Source organism: Geodermatophilus sp. SYSU D00766 (genome assembly GCF_054049915.1).
Genome location: NZ_JBJGYI010000002.1, coordinates 134,853 through 148,547, shown reverse-complemented (window position 1 = coordinate 148,547; position 13,695 = coordinate 134,853). Strand labels below are relative to the sequence as shown.

Annotated in this window: 15 protein-coding genes and 1 tRNA gene; 7 read left to right on the top strand and 9 right to left on the bottom strand. The window is 75.3% G+C overall.

Annotation, left to right across the window (positions count from 1 at the left end; all coding sequences use genetic code 11):
• Window positions 1-59: 59 nt before the first annotated feature.
• The 4 genes from ACI8AD_RS02685 to ACI8AD_RS02670 all read right to left on the bottom strand — a co-directional run bounded on the left by ACI8AD_RS02685 (window position 60) and on the right by ACI8AD_RS02670 (window position 3,731).
• On the bottom strand, window positions 60-1,208 hold the full coding sequence (locus tag ACI8AD_RS02685; protein WP_456869015.1) for a hemolysin family protein: 1,149 nt from the start codon (window positions 1,206-1,208) through the stop codon (window positions 60-62).
• A complete protein-coding gene (locus ACI8AD_RS02680) occupies window positions 1,205-2,557 on the bottom strand; it encodes a hemolysin family protein (protein WP_456869014.1) in 1,353 nt (450 codons plus the stop codon). Before ACI8AD_RS02680 ends, ACI8AD_RS02685 begins: the two co-directional genes overlap by 4 nt.
• A 93-nt stretch (window positions 2,558-2,650) precedes the next feature.
• Window positions 2,651-2,724 (bottom strand) — tRNA-Pro (locus ACI8AD_RS02675).
• Window positions 2,725-2,819: 95 nt separating this feature from the next.
• The gene (locus ACI8AD_RS02670; RefSeq protein WP_456869013.1) at window positions 2,820-3,731 is read right to left on the bottom strand and encodes a metallophosphoesterase; all 912 of its coding nucleotides are present in this window, start codon (window positions 3,729-3,731) and stop codon (window positions 2,820-2,822) included.
• A gap of 71 nt (window positions 3,732-3,802) precedes the next feature.
• Here ACI8AD_RS02670 and ACI8AD_RS02665 point away from each other — a divergent pair, with 71 nt between their 5' ends.
• The gene (locus ACI8AD_RS02665; RefSeq protein WP_456869012.1) at window positions 3,803-4,255 is read left to right on the top strand and encodes a GatB/YqeY domain-containing protein; all 453 of its coding nucleotides are present in this window, start codon (window positions 3,803-3,805) and stop codon (window positions 4,253-4,255) included.
• A 17-nt stretch (window positions 4,256-4,272) separates the two neighbouring features.
• On the opposite strand, the gene ACI8AD_RS02660 is transcribed toward ACI8AD_RS02665, so the two are convergent.
• Genes ACI8AD_RS02660 through ACI8AD_RS02650 form a run of 3 tightly spaced genes read right to left on the bottom strand, consistent with a single transcriptional unit; the run spans window position 4,273 to window position 8,679 of the window.
• On the bottom strand, window positions 4,273-6,420 hold the full coding sequence (locus tag ACI8AD_RS02660; RefSeq protein WP_456869011.1) for a transglycosylase domain-containing protein: 2,148 nt from the start codon (window positions 6,418-6,420) through the stop codon (window positions 4,273-4,275).
• Window positions 6,421-6,460: 40 nt separating this feature from the next.
• Window positions 6,461-7,693, bottom strand: coding sequence for an ArsA family ATPase (locus ACI8AD_RS02655; protein WP_456869010.1), 1,233 nt, complete (start codon window positions 7,691-7,693; stop codon window positions 6,461-6,463).
• Window positions 7,690-8,679 (bottom strand): ArsA-related P-loop ATPase, encoded by a 990-nt coding sequence (locus ACI8AD_RS02650; protein ID WP_456869009.1) that lies wholly within the window; start codon window positions 8,677-8,679, stop codon window positions 7,690-7,692. Before ACI8AD_RS02650 ends, ACI8AD_RS02655 begins: the two co-directional genes overlap by 4 nt.
• A gap of 127 nt (window positions 8,680-8,806) precedes the next feature.
• Here ACI8AD_RS02650 and ACI8AD_RS02645 point away from each other — a divergent pair, with 127 nt between their 5' ends.
• Genes ACI8AD_RS02645 through ACI8AD_RS02635 form a run of 3 tightly spaced genes read left to right on the top strand, consistent with a single transcriptional unit; the run spans window position 8,807 to window position 10,268 of the window.
• Window positions 8,807-8,980: a hypothetical protein gene (locus ACI8AD_RS02645; RefSeq protein WP_177225141.1), complete on the top strand. Its 174-nt coding sequence runs from the start codon at window positions 8,807-8,809 to the stop codon at window positions 8,978-8,980.
• A gap of 11 nt (window positions 8,981-8,991) precedes the next feature.
• The gene (locus ACI8AD_RS02640; RefSeq protein ID WP_456869008.1) at window positions 8,992-9,477 is read left to right on the top strand and encodes a RidA family protein; all 486 of its coding nucleotides are present in this window, start codon (window positions 8,992-8,994) and stop codon (window positions 9,475-9,477) included.
• Window positions 9,474-10,268 (top strand): NUDIX hydrolase, encoded by a 795-nt coding sequence (locus tag ACI8AD_RS02635; protein WP_456869007.1) that lies wholly within the window; start codon window positions 9,474-9,476, stop codon window positions 10,266-10,268. Before ACI8AD_RS02640 ends, ACI8AD_RS02635 begins: the two co-directional genes overlap by 4 nt.
• A gap of 57 nt (window positions 10,269-10,325) precedes the next feature.
• On the opposite strand, the gene ACI8AD_RS02630 is transcribed toward ACI8AD_RS02635, so the two are convergent.
• Together ACI8AD_RS02630 and ACI8AD_RS02625 are read right to left on the bottom strand one after the other, a co-directional pair.
• Window positions 10,326-11,003 (bottom strand): Crp/Fnr family transcriptional regulator, encoded by a 678-nt coding sequence (locus ACI8AD_RS02630; RefSeq protein WP_456869006.1) that lies wholly within the window; start codon window positions 11,001-11,003, stop codon window positions 10,326-10,328.
• A 136-nt stretch (window positions 11,004-11,139) separates the two neighbouring features.
• The gene (locus ACI8AD_RS02625; protein WP_089406004.1) at window positions 11,140-11,379 is read right to left on the bottom strand and encodes a hypothetical protein; all 240 of its coding nucleotides are present in this window, start codon (window positions 11,377-11,379) and stop codon (window positions 11,140-11,142) included.
• A gap of 94 nt (window positions 11,380-11,473) precedes the next feature.
• On the opposite strand from ACI8AD_RS02625, the gene nth reads away from it, so the two are divergent.
• The 3 genes from nth to ACI8AD_RS02610 are packed head-to-tail and all read left to right on the top strand — an operon-like array spanning window position 11,474 to window position 13,634.
• Window positions 11,474-12,250, top strand: a complete 777-nt coding sequence (nth, locus tag ACI8AD_RS02620; RefSeq protein WP_456869005.1) for an endonuclease III — start codon at window positions 11,474-11,476, stop codon at window positions 12,248-12,250.
• Window positions 12,247-12,852 (top strand): TlpA family protein disulfide reductase, encoded by a 606-nt coding sequence (locus ACI8AD_RS02615; RefSeq protein ID WP_456869004.1) that lies wholly within the window; start codon window positions 12,247-12,249, stop codon window positions 12,850-12,852. Before nth ends, ACI8AD_RS02615 begins: the two co-directional genes overlap by 4 nt.
• On the top strand, window positions 12,849-13,634 hold the full coding sequence (locus ACI8AD_RS02610; protein ID WP_456869003.1) for an NUDIX hydrolase: 786 nt from the start codon (window positions 12,849-12,851) through the stop codon (window positions 13,632-13,634). Before ACI8AD_RS02615 ends, ACI8AD_RS02610 begins: the two co-directional genes overlap by 4 nt.
• The last annotated feature ends 61 nt before the right edge of the window (window positions 13,635-13,695 follow it).

Genomic DNA, 13,695 nt, shown 5'->3' with positions numbered 1-13,695 from the left:
TCGTCGGTGTGCGACCCGTGCCCTCGATGGTGCACCGTCGCCGGTCCACAGGCCCGTCCTCAGCGGCCTCCGGCGCCGGCCCCGCTCGGGTACCCGGCCCGGCCGCGGCCGCCGCGGGCGGACCGGTCGGCCCGGTCGGCCCGGTCGGCCATCGCCCGGGTGTGCTCGGCGGCGGCGTCGCGCACGTCGCCGATGAGCAGCTCCAGCACGTCCTCGAGCGCCACCAGGCCCACGGTCCGCCGCTGCCCGCCGTCGGTGCCCACCACGCCGCCGAGGTGGGCGCCCTGCGCGCGCATCTCCGACAGCACCTCGGGCAGCTTCGTCCCGGGCGCGATCGGCACCAGCGGCGTCAGCAGCTCCTCGGGCAGCGGCCGGTCGCGGTCCTCGCCGGTGGTGCGCAGCGCGTCCTTGACGTGCACGAAGCCGAGCAGCGCGCCGTCGTCGCCGGCCACCGGGTAGCGGCTGAAGCCGTGCTCGGCGACGACGGCCTCCAGCTGCCGGGGGGTGGTCGAGCGGGGGACGGTGACCACACCGTCCATCGGCAGCAGCACGTCCTCGACGGTGTGCTGCTCGAACTGCAGCGCCCCGGCGGCCAGCTCGCTCACCTCGGTGCCGAGCAGGCCCTCCCGCCGGGACTGGGTGATCATCGAGCGGATCTCGGCCTCGTCGAAGCTGGCGGCCACCTCGTCGGTCGGGGTCGCGCCGAACAGCCGCACGAAGACGTTGGCCGTGGTGTTGAAGAACCAGATCACCGGCCGGAGCAGGCGGGTGAAGGTGGCCAGGGCCGGCCCGAGCACCAGCGCCGCGCGGTCGGGCCCGGCGATGGTGATGTTCTTGGGGACCATCTCGCCGAGCACCATGTGCAGCACGGTCACCAGTGACAGCGCGATCACCAGCGCGATGGGGTGCAGCAGCGCGTCGGGGACGTGCGCGGCGTGCAGCGGCGCCTCGATGAGGTGGGCGACAGCGGGCTCGCCGACGGCGCCGAGGCCCAGCGAGCACAGCGTGATCCCCAGCTGCGCGCCGGCCATGTTCCGCGAGACGTCGCGCATCGCGGCCAGCGTCCTGACCGCCCGGGGGGAGCCGGTCGCGGCGCGCGGCTCGATCTGGTCGACCCGGGCCGACACCAGGGCGAACTCCGCGGCCACGAAGAAGGCGTTGCCCAGCAGCAGCGCGACCAGGATCAGCAGGCTGACGACGTCGCTCACGCCGCCACCGCCCGCTCGGCGCGCTGCCGGGCCGACGCCGTCGCCCCCGCCGGCAGGAACACGGTCTGCTCGGCGCGCACCCGGGCGACCCGCCGGCCGTCGAGGCTCTCCACGGTCAGCCGGGCGCCCTCGAGCTCCACGGTGTCGCCCACCTCGGGGAGCCGCTGCAGCCGCTCGGCGAGGAAGCCCGACAGCGTCTCGTAGCGGCCCTCGGGCACCGCGATCCGGGTGCGCTCGAGCACCTCGTCGGGCCGCAGCAGCCCCGACAGGACCCACTGGCCGTCGGCGAGCCGGCGCAGCGTCCGCAGCGGGCGGTCGGTCTCGTCGGTGATCTCGCCGACGAGCTCCTCGACGATGTCCTCCAGCGTCACCACCCCGTGCGTGGCGCCCCACTCGTCGACGACGAGGGCGATCTGCAGGCCCTGCTCGCGCAGCAGGTCCAGCAGCCGCTCCAGCCGCAGCGACGACGGCACCGCCAGCACCGGGTCGGCCAGCTCCCCGGCGGTGCGGTGGGCGCGCTCGGCCTCGGGCACCGCGACCGCCCGCTTGACGTGCACGACGCCGGTGACCTCGTCGAGGTCGGAGCCGTACACGGGGAACCGCGAGTTCCCCGACTCGGTGGCCGCGGCGATGACGTCGGCGGCGCTCGCGCTGGCCCGCAGCGTCCACAGCCGGGTGCGCGGGGTCATGACGTCGGTGGCGTACTTCGCGCGCAGCCCCAGCGAGCGCTCCAGCAGCCGGGCGGCGACGGGGGAGAGGTCGCCCTCCTCGGCCGAGCGCCGGGCGACGGCGGCGAGCTCGTCGGCCCCGCGGGCGGAGTCCAGCTCCTCCCGCGGCTCGAAGCCCAGCCGCCGCACGATGGCGTTGGCCAGCCGCTGCAGCGACCGGACGACGACGCCGAAGACGGCGGTGAACGCCCGCATCCCCGGCGCCACCCGGCGGGCGACCCCCAGCGGGTTGGCGATGGCGAGGTTCTTGGGCCCCAGCTCGCCGAGCAGCATCTGCAGCGTCGTCGCGAGGGCCAGCGCCAGGCCGTAGGAGACGCCGGTGGCCGCCCCCGGGGACAGGCCGAGGGCCTCCAGCGGGCCGTGCAGCAGCTGGCCGATCGCGGGCTCGGCCAGGTAGCCGACGACCAGGGTGGTCAGCGTGATCCCGAGCTGGGCCGCCGACAGCTGGGTGGACAGCGACCGCAGCGCGGTCACCACGCCGCCCGCGCCCGCGTCGCCGGCCCGGGCGGCCTCCTCGACGCGGCCGCGGTCGACCGTCGTGAGGGAGAACTCGGCCGCGACGAAGAAGCCGGTGCAGGCCGTGAGCACCACGGCGGCGAGGAGGAGCAGCCACTCGGTCATCGGGCTCCTCGGTGCCCGCCACGGGGGGAGTCCAACCGGAACGGGGCCGGAACGCGCTCAGGGGCCGCCTTCCGGCGGCCCCTGAGCGGGAGGTCGGGGTGACAGGATTTGAACCTGCGGCCTCGTCGTCCCGAACGACGCGCGCTACCAAGCTGCGCCACACCCCGGGCGTGACGTGACCACTCTACCGCCCCGTGTTCGCGGCTCCTCTGCAGGGTCCCGCCGCGAGCCTGCGAGCGGTGGGGGGCAGCGGGGCCCTTCCTCAGGGGGTGCGCGCGGTCAGCGTGAGCAGCGTCGCCTCCGGCGGGCAGGCGAACCGGGCCGGGGCGAAGGGGCTGGTGCCCAGGCCGGCGGACACGTGCAGCCAGGTGCCGGCCGGCCGCTCCGGCGAGGGCCCGGCCCAGCGGTGCAGCCAGCGGGCGTGGGCGCGGTCGATGCCGCAGTTGGTCACCAGCGCGCCGTAGAACGGGACCCGCAGCTGGCCGCCGTGCGTGTGGCCGCACAGCAGCAGGTCGTAGCCGTCGGCGACGAACCGGTCGAGCACCCGCGGCTCGGGGGAGTGGACGACGCCCACGCGCAGGTCCGCGCTGGGGTCGGCGGGCCCGGCGACGTCGTCGTAGCGGTCCCGCCGCAGGTGCGGGTCGTCGAGGCCGGCGAAGGAGATCCGCCGCCCCGCCACGGTGAGCTCGCCCCGGGCGTTGGTGAGGTCCAGCCAGCCACGGGCGGTGAAGCCGTCGCGCATGTCCCGCCACGGCAGCTCCTCGCCGTGCACCCGCTTCTGGCTGCGGGTGAGGTAGCCGACCGGGTTCTTCGGGCGCGGGGCGTAGTAGTCGTTGGACGAGGTCACGAACACGCCGGGGCGGTCGAGCAGCGGGTCCAGCGCGCCCAGCACCGCCGGGACGGCGTCGGTGCCGGCGAGGTTGTCCCCCGTGTCGACGACCAGGTCGGGCTCCAGGCCGTCGAGCGCGGCCACCCACTCCTGCTTGGAGCGCTGCCCGGCGGTCATGTGCAGGTCCGACAGGTGCAGCACGGTCAGCGGCGCGGAGCCCGGGGCGAGCACGGGCACCTCGAAGCGGCGCAGCGTCCAGCGGGTGCGCTCGTACAACGAGGCGTAGGCCACGGTGGCGGTGCCGGTGGCGACGGCGGCCGTGGGCAGGGCGGTGTACCAGCGCACGGTGCCCGAGCCTACGGGCCCCCCGCGCCACCGGCGTGGGCGTGCCGGCGACGTCGTGCCAGGCTGGGGGCGTGTCCGACCTCAAGGGCCGGCTGCGCGCCGACCTCACCAGTGCCATGAAGTCCCGCGACGAGCTGCGCACCGCCACGCTGCGGATGGTGCTCGCGGCGGTGAGCGCCGAGGAGGTCGCCGGCAAGGAGGCCCGCGAGCTGTCCGACGACGAGGTGACGGGAGTGCTGCGGCGCGAGGCGAAGCGGCGCCGGGAGGCGGCGGAGGCCTTCGACGCGGCCGGCCGCGCCGAGCAGGCCGGCCGCGAGCGCGCCGAGGGCGAGGTCGTGGCCGGCTACCTGCCCGCGCAGCTGGACGACGCCGACCTCGCCGCGCTGGTCGCCGACGTCGTCACCCGCACCGGCGCGACCGGGATGAAGGACATGGGCCGGGTGATGGGTGCGGCCACCGCGGCCGTCGCCGGCCGCGCCGAGGGCGGCCGGGTGGCCGCGGAGGTCCGCCGCCAGCTCGGCTGAGCTGCCGCTAGCCGCCGCTAGCCGCCGTTCCACCAGCCGTTGCCGCCGTTCCCGCCGTTGCGGCCGCCGTTGTTGGCACCGTTGCCGCGGTCGCCGCCGGGCGCGGCGGGAGCCGGGCCACCGCCCATCAGCGCCGGGTCGACCGGCGGGAAGAACGTGGTGGGCTTGTCGGCCAGGTAGGGCTCGAACGCGTCCCGCCAGATCGCGGCCGGCATGTTGCCGCCGTAGCCGCCCACGTCCTGCTTCTCCTTGGGGTTGAACACCATCACGCTGCCCGCGTACTCGGGCAGGACCCCGACGAAGGCCACCGAGTCGCGGCCCTGGGCGGTACCGGTCTTGCCGGCCACCCCACGCCCGGGGATCCCGGCCCGCTGGCCGGTGCCGACCGGGCTGGACGTGTCGCCGATGAGGATGGTGGCCAGCGTGTTGGCGATGTTCGGCGGGATCGACTCCGGGGTGCAGTTGTCGTCCTGGACCAGCGGCTGGCCGTCCTCACCGGTGAGGGGCTGACCGTTGCGGTCGAGGACCTGCAGGATCGGGGTCGGGGTGCACCGGGTCCCCTGGGCGGCGAGGGTGGCGTAGGCGTTGGCCAGGTCCATCGGGCTGGTGGCCTCGGCGCCGAGGGTGAACGAGCCGAAGTTCCCGTCGATGATCTCGTCGGCGGAGTTCTGGGTGGGCTGGTCGAAGGTCATGCCCATCCGCTCGGCCATCCGCACCGGGCCCTCGACGCTGCCCAGGCGGTCCTCCAGCGCCAGGAAGTAGGTGTTGGAGGAGCGGACCAGCGCGTCGACCATGTCGAGGGTGTCGGGGTAGTCGCCGACGTTCTGGACGCAGTACATGCCGTTGGACTGCTCCCGGTCGCCGCCGCAGGAGGGGCCGCGGAACACCCGGGAGGTGTACTGGTCACCCGGCGTCGTGATCACGGTGCGGGCGCCGATGCCGGCCTCGAGCGCCGCGGCGGCGGTGAAGGTCTTGTAGGTGGAGCCGGCGCCCTTGCTGGCCGCGGTGTGCAGGACGACGGACTCGCAGTCGGGGTCGTCGCAGCCGTAGCGCCGGTTGACCGCCATCGCCATCACGTCGCCGGAGCCCGGCTTGAGGGCCGTGAACACCGCCGCCAGCGGGTCACCCATCGGCAGCGTGTTGAGCACCGACTGGTCGGCGAGGGTCTGCAGCTGCGTGTCCAGCGTCGTCTGGATGGTCAGCCCGCCGTTGTCGAGCTGCTCCTGGGTCAACCCCAGGACGCCGGTGAGGTAGCCCTGCGTGTAGGCGCAGAAGAAGCCACCGATGACGGCGTCGATGCAGCCGTTGGCCGGGCTGAGGCCCTCGGCCACCTGGACCGGCTGGGCGGAGATGTCGGTCAGCTCGGCCTCGGTGATGTAGCCGAGGTCGAACATCCGCTGCAGCACCTGGTTGCGCCGCGTCTGGCCGTTCTCCGGGTTGGCGATCGGGTCGTCGTTGGACGGGCTCTGCACCAGCCCGGCCAGCATGGCGGCCTGCGGCAGGGTCAGGTCGATGGCGTTGACGCTGAAGTAGCGCTGGGCGGCGGCCTGGATGCCGTAGGCGCCGCGGCCGAAGTACACGATGTTGAGGTAGCGGGTGAGGATCTCGTCCTTGGAGTAGGTGTCCTCCAGGGCGAGGGCCAGCCGGGCCTCGCGCAGCTTGCGGGACAGGCCCTCGACGCCGTCCTGCTCGGTGGCCGCCGTCCGCTCCTCCGGGGTGTCGGCGGTCTCCAGCAGGGTCTGCTTGACCAGCTGCTGGGTGATCGTCGAGCCGCCCTCCTGCACCGACCCGGCCGTCAGGTTGGTCACCGCGGCGCGCAGCGTGCCCTGCACGTCCAGGCCGTTGTGGTCGTAGAAGCGCGAGTCCTCGATCGCGACCAGCGCCTGCTTCATGACCTCGGCGATCTGGTCGGCGGTGACCACCGTGCGGTTGTTCGTGTAGAAGTTCGTGATCAGCGACCCGTCGGCCGCCAGCACGCGCGAGTTGCCCGCCGGCGTGGCGTCGGTCAGCTCCACCGGCAGTGCGTCGAGCAGGGACGCGGAGTTGCGCGCCACCACACCCGAGCCGCCGACGACGGGCAGCAGCATGCCGGCGACGAGTGCGCCGGCGACGACGATCAGCGCGACGAGCTTGGCCAGGGCCCTGGCGCGGGAGGCAGCAGACATCGCCGCCAATGTACGGCGTGACCGGGTCCGCAGCCCGGTCTCAGCCGCGGCGCGCGGGCAGCACGCGGGTGCGCGGCACGCCGGTCGGCGTGTCGTCGTCCGGGCCGGTCAGCGCCTCGGCCATCACCTGCAGACCCTCCAGGTCGTGCACGTCGCCGGCCGCGGCCGGGACCGCCCGGATCCCCACCTCGGGGTGGGCGCTGGTGAACCGGTCGGCCAGCCGCTGCTCGCGCATCGCCAGCGTCATCCGCTCGGCGTGCACCCGCAGCGCCCCGGCGACCAGGGCGGCCGGGGCGCCGTCGCCCTCGTCGACGGACTCGGCGGCGGCCTCGGCGCGGGTCGCCGACAGCCGGGTGCTGGCCGGCGGGTGGGTCCGGTTGAGCACCAGCCCGGCCAGCGGCATGCCCTCGGCGGAGAGCCGGTCGACGAAGTAGGAGGCCTCGCGCAGCGCGTCGGGCTCGGGCGTGGCGACGACGACGAACCACGTCCCCGGCCGGCGCAGCAGCTCGTAGGTGGCGGTGGCCCGCTCGCGGAACCCGCCGAACATCGTGTCGAGGGCCGAGACGAACGCGGAGATGTCGCGCAGCAGCTGGCCGCCGAGGACCTTGCTGATGATCCGGCTGAAGAACAGGAAGCCGGCGCTGGCGAACCTGAACCCGGCGCGGCTGGGGGCCGTGAGCAGCCGGATCATCGTGCCGTCGAGGAAGCGGCTCATCCGGTTCGGGGCGTCGAGGAAGTCCAGCGCCGACCGGGAGGGGGGCGTGTCGACGACGATGAGGTCCCACGTGTCGGCCGCCCGCAGCTGGCCCAGCTTCTCCATCGCCATGTACTCCTGCGTGCCGGCGAACGACGAGGAGAGGGTCTGGTAGAAGGGGTTGGCCAGGATCTGCTCGGCACGTTCGGGCGTCGAGTGCGCCACGACGATGTCGTCGAACGTGCGCTTCATGTCCAGCATCATCGCGTGCAGCTCGCCGTCGACCCCGGGGGCGTCGACCCGCCGCGGCTCGTTGTCGAGCTCCTCGAGGCCCAGCGACTGGGCCAGCCGGCGGGCGGGGTCGATGGTGAGGACGACGACCCGGCGGCCGGCCTCCGCGGCGGCCAGCGCCAGCGCGGCCGACGTCGTCGTCTTGCCCACCCCGCCGGAGCCGCAGCAGACGACGATGCGGGTGTCGGGGTCGGTGATCAGCGCGGCGAGGTCGACCGGCGGCGCGTGCCGTGCGGTGCCGGCCGCGCGGGCGGGCCGGGGCGCGTCCCCGGGGGCGGCCGCGCTCACGCCGCCACCTCCGCGCCGAGGTGCTCCTCGAGCCGGCCGGCCAGCTCGAACAGGCAGCCGAGGTCCATCGGACCGGGCAGCAGCGGCAGCTCCACCGTCGGCCGGCCGAGGGACTCCACGCGGGTGCGCAGCGCGTCCTGTGCGGCCCACCGCTGGGCGTGCTCGACGACCTCGGCGGCCAGCGCCTCGGCCAGGTCGGGGTCCTCGGGCAGGCCCGCGGCGCCCAGGCCCGGCGCGAGGTCGGCCCCGGTGAGCCCGCCCTCGGCGGCGCGGACGAGGTCCTCGGCCGGGAGCGCCGGTTCGGCGGCCATGTTGACGATCACCGACCCGATGGGCAGCTTCGCCTCGGTCAGCTCGGCGATCGCGTCGGCGGTCTCCTGCACCGGCATGTCCTCCAGCAGGGTGACCAGGTGCACCGCCGTCTGCGGGGAGCGCAGCACCGCCATGACGCCGTCGCTCTGGGTCTTGATCGGGCCGGAGCGGGCGAGGCCGGCCATCTCGCTGGTGACGTTGAGGAAGCGGGTGATCCGGCCGGTGGGCGGGGCGTCGACGACGACGGCGTCGTACACGCGGCGCCCGTCCTCGCGGCGGGTGACCGCCTCCTTGATCTTCCCGGTGATCAGCACGTCGCGCAGGCCCGGCGCGATGGTGGTGGCGAAGTCGACGGCGCCCATCTTGCGCAGCGCCCGGCCGGCGCGGCGGAGGTTGTAGAACATCTCGAGGTACTCGAGCAGGGCCTCCTCGACGTCGATCGCGAGGGCCCGCACCTCCCCGCCGCCGCGGGTGACGGCCACCCGGCGCTCCTCGTAGGGCAGCGGCGGGGTGTCGAACAGCTGGGCGATGCCCTGGCGGCCCTCGCACTCGACGAGCAGCACGGTGTGCCCGTCGGCGGCCAGGGCCAGGGCCAGGGCGGCGGCCACGGTGGTCTTGCCGGTGCCGCCCTTCCCGGTCACGACGTGGCAGCGGACGGGGAAGTCGGGGCTCACCCGGTCAAGCCTAGGAGTCGAAGGACCCTCCTGCCCTCCACCGTTCGCAAGCTCACGGTGGGGCCCTGCAGGAGGGCCGAGGCGGGGGCCGGGACGGGGCCGGGGTCCTGCGCTAGCGTCGGTGCCCATGAGCGAACCGGCCCGCCGCAGGTGGGAGTACGCCACCATCCCGCTGCTGATCCACAACACCAAGGCGATCCTCGACTCCTGGGGCACCGACGGGTGGGAGCTCGTGACGGTGCTCCCCGGCCCGGGCGGGTCCGAGCAGCCGGTCGCCTACCTCAAGCGCCCGATCGGCTGAGGCGGCTGTCGATGACCTCCGGCGAGGACACCCAGGCCCCGAGCTGGCTCGCCCGGCTCGCCCAGCTCGGCATCCGGCTGCCCCCCGTGGCGGCCCCGGTCGCCTCCTACGTGCCGGCCGTGCGCTCCGGCAACCTGGTGTTCACCAGCGGCCAGCTGCCGTTCGTCGACGGCGGGCTGCGGCGCACCGGCAAGGTCGGCGGCTCGGTCGACCCCGAGGACGCCGCCGCCGACGCCAAGATGTGCGCGCTCAACGCGCTGGCCGCCGTCGACGACCTCGTGGGCCTCGACCAGGTCGCCCGCGTGGTGCGCGTCGTCGGCTACGTGGCCAGCGCCGAGGGCTTCAGCGGCCAGCCGCGCGTGGTCAACGGCGCGAGCGAGCTGCTCGGCAAGGTCTTCGGCGACGCGGGGCACCACGCGCGCAGCGCGATCGGTGTCGCCGAGCTGCCCCTCGGCGCCCCGGTCGAGGTCGAGCTCACCGTCGAGCTGAGGGGATGACGGCGGCCGTCCGCCCGGCCGCCACGGTCCTGCTGCTGCGCGACGGCGCGGCGGGACTGGAGGTCCACCTGCTGCGGCGCACGCGGGGGATGCCGTTCGCCGGAGGGATGACCGCCTACCCCGGCGGCGGGGTCGACCCGCGTGACGGCGACACCGACGTCGCCTGGTCCGGGCCGCCGCCGGCGCAGTGGGCAGCGGCGCTGGGCTGCGACGAGCGGCTGGCCCGCGAGCTGGTGTGCGCCGCGGTCCGGGAGACCTTCGAGGAGGCCGGCGTCCTGCTGGCCGGCTCGCCGGAGGGCGCCGACGTCGTGCCGGACGTCTCCGGTGAGGACTGGGAGGTCCAGCGGCAGGCGCTGCTGACCCGGGAGCTGTCGCTGGCCGGGCTGCTCGCCGAGCGCGGGCTGGCGTTGCGGGCGGACCTGCTGCGGCCCTTCGCGCACTGGATCACGCCGCCGCAGGAGAGCCGCCGCTACGACACCCGGTTCTTCGCCGCGGCCCTGCCGGCCGGGCAGGAGGCCCGCGACGTCTCCGGCGAGGCCGACGAGGCCAGCTGGCTCACGCCGCAGGCGGCGCTGGCCGAGCTGCGCGCGGGCACCCGCCCGATGCTGCCGCCGACCATCCACACCCTCGGCCAGCTCGCGGCCTTCCCCGACGTCGCCGCGGCCCTGGCCGGCAGCCCGCCGGAGCCACTGGTCCCGATCATGCCCGAGCTGCGGACCACCCCCGAGGGCCGCTACGCCGAGCTCCCGGACGGCACCCGCATCGGCCTGGTCGTCCCGCTCCCCAGCTGACGTCGAACGCGAGAGGCCCAGGACCCGTCGGGTCCTGGGCCTCTCGCGTCGGGTCGATCAGCGCGCGCGGCGGCGGAGGCGGTCCTCGTCGAGGACGACGACCGACTTGCCCTGCAGCTGGATCCAGCCGCGGTGCACGAAGTCGGCCAGCGCCTTGTTCACCGTCTCCCGGGAGGCCCCGACCAGCTGGGCCAGCTCCTCCTGGGTGAGGTCGTGCTTGACGCGCAGCCCGTCGGCCTCGCGGCTGCCGAAGCGGTCGGCCATCTGCAGCAGCGCCTTGGCCACGCGGCCGGGCACGTCGGTGAAGATCAGGTCGGCGACGGAGTCGTTGGTGCGGCGCAGCCGGCGGGCCAGCACGTGCAGCAGCCGCTCGCCGACCTCCGGGTGCGCCTCGATCCACGGGCGCAGCACCGACTGCGGCATCTTCGCCAGCTTCACGTCGGTGACCGCGGTGGCCGTCGCGGTGCGCGGGCCGGGGTCGAACACCGACAGCTCGCCGAACTGGTCGGAGGGGCCCATGACGGCGAGCACGTTCTCGCGGCCGTCGGGGGAGCGGCGGGACAGCTTGATCTTGCCGGTCAGCACGATGTACAGGCTGTCGCCGGGCTCACCCTCGTTGAACACCACCCGGCCCCGCGGCAGGGTGATCGTCTCCAGACGGCTGGCGACCGGGTCGACGGCCTCCTCCGAGAGCCCCTGGAAGAGCCCCGACTGAGCCAGCACCTCGTCCACCACGTGTCTCTCCACCCCATCGTCAGCGTCCACCTGCGGACGTGACCGCCCGCATCCGTAGGGAGTCTAGGCGGCTGTGCCCGTCGTCACCCGATCGGTGCGGGGAGGGCACCCCCGACTGGGGAGCCGGCGTGCCGGCTCAGACGAGGGGTTCGGCGCTGCGCTGGACGCGGGAGCGGCGCCGGCGGCGCCACCGCGCCATGGCCCGGCGGATGCCGGAGGCGGCCAGCGTGTCGACCTCGCCCGGGGTGGCCGACGAGAGGAACTCGGCCACCTCGCGCGGCGACGTCGGCCGGCGGAGCGGTTCCTCGACGCGCTCCATGACGAGCAGGAACGCGATGACCATCGGCGGGAAGAGGATGACGATGAGCGCGACCACGCCACCTCCCGGGTCCGGTCGCTGCTGAGCGGGCCTGCACCGCCATGGTGGCACGCCCCCGGCGGTGTCGCCGGTGACGCCTACCCTCGACCGCGTGTCCACGCCGGCCTACGCCCGTCCCGCACGGCGCCGCCCGCCCGCCTCCCCGGCCTCGCCGTTCGACCCGGACGAGACGCCGCTGGCCCGCACCCGCCGGGCCCGCCGCATGGCCCGTGAGCTGGCCGTTCTCCACCCCGACGCGCACTGCGAGCTCGACTTCACCAACGCCTTCGAGCTGCTGGTGGCCACCGTGCTGTCGGCGCAGACCACCGACAAGACGGTGAACAAGGTCACCCCCGCGCTCTTCGCGACGTACCCCGACCCGGTCGCGCTCGCCGGCGCCGACCGGGCCGACCTGGAGGAGATCCTCAAGCCCACCGGCTTCTTCCGCGCCAAGGCCGGCTCCGTGCTCGGGCTGGCGCAGGCGCTGGTCGAGCGGTTCGACGGCGAGGTCCCCGGCCGCATGGCCGACCTGGTCACCCTGCCCGGCGTCGGCCGCAAGACCGCCAACGTCGTCCTGGGCAACGCCTTCGGCGTCCCGGGGCTGACCGTCGACACGCACTTCGGCCGGCTGGTCCGCCGCTTCGGCTGGACCGCCGAGGAGGACCCGGTCAAGGTCGAGGCCGAGGTCGCCGGGCTGGTGCCCAAGCGCGACTGGACCATGTTCAGCCACCGCGTGATCTTCCACGGCCGCCGCGTGTGCCACGCCAAGAAGGCCGCCTGCGGCGCGTGCGGGCTGGCCCGCTGGTGCCCGTCCTACGGCATCGGCCCCACCGACCCCGAGGCGGCGCTGAAGCTCGTGAAGACGCCGGCGGCGTCGGACACCGAGTGAGCACCGGGGACCGGGGGAGCGCGGCACGGCGGGCCGCCGCCCTCCTGCTCGGGCTCGTCGCCCTCCTGTCGGCGTGCACGGCCTCGCGCGACGCCGACGCGGGGGAGACGACGGCCGCCGCGGCCACCTGGAGCGCGCCGCTGCAGGCCTGTCCCGAGCAGCCCGACACGCCGGCGCACGGGGCCGAGACCCTGCCGGCAGTGTCCCTGCCCTGCCCCGGGGGCGGCACGCTCGACCTCGGCCGCGCCCCGGGCGTGCCCACCGTCGTCAACCTCTGGGCGAGCTGGTGCGCCCCGTGCCGGGAGGAGCTCCCGCTGGTCCAGGACCTCGTCGACCTCGCCGGCGGCCGGGTGTCGGTCGTCGGCGTCGTCAGCAAGGACGGCGTCCCGCAGGCCGACTCCTTCGCCGCCGACGCCGGCGTCACCTTCCCCAGCGCCTACGACCGCGACGGCGCGCTGATGGACGGGCTGGGCGTCAACGTCCTGCCCTTCACCTACCTCCTCGACGCCGACGGCGCGCTCGTGCACACGAAGGTCGGCCCGGTGGCCTCGGTCGACGAGCTGCGCGCGCTGGTCGCCGAGCACCTGGGCGTGCAGCTGTGACCGGCGCGACCGGCCCGGGGGTGCTGCCCGGCGTCGACACCTCCGACCTGCCCGGCTGGCTGCGGCGGCTGCTCACCGCGTCGGGCGACCTGCCGCTGCGCCACCGCCTGGGCGAGCCCAGCGACACCGCGCGCCGCTCGGCGGTGCTGGTGCTCTTCGGCGAGGGGCCGCACGGCGCCGACGTCCTGCTCATCGAGAAGTCCGCCCGGCTGCGCACCCACGCCGGCCAGCCGGCCTTCCCCGGTGGGGGCGCCGACCCCGGCGAGGACTACCCGGTCGGCACCGCGCTGCGGGAGGCGCACGAGGAGGCCGGCGTCGACCCCGACGGCGTGCGCGTGCTGGCCACGCTGCCCGAGCTGTTCCTCGGTCCCTCGGACAACCTCGTCGTCCCGGTGGTGGGCTGGTGGGACGACCCGGCCGACGTCGCCGTCGGCGACCCCACGGAGGTGGCTCGGGTGGCCCGGGTGCCGCTGGCCGACCTCACCGACCCGGCCAACCGGTTCCGCGTGCGCCACCCCGCGGGCTACGTCGGCCCGGCGTTCGGCGTCGCCGGCATGGTCGTGTGGGGCTTCACCGCGGGGCTGCTCGACGCGCTGCTGGAGGCCGCGGGCCTCGGCCGGCCGTGGAACGCGCGCGACGTGCGGCCGCTGGCCTCCGCCGGCGTGCGGCCGGCCGCCGCCCCCGGCTCGCTGGGCGAGGGCGGCGCCGAGGACGCCGCCGCGCCGACGGTGGCCGACGGCGCACCCGGCGCCCCCGCGGCGCGTACGGTTCCGCGGCGATGAGCAGAAGGAGGACCTCCCCGCCCCCCACCACTCGCCGGTTCGCGGCGGGCCCCTGCGGGAG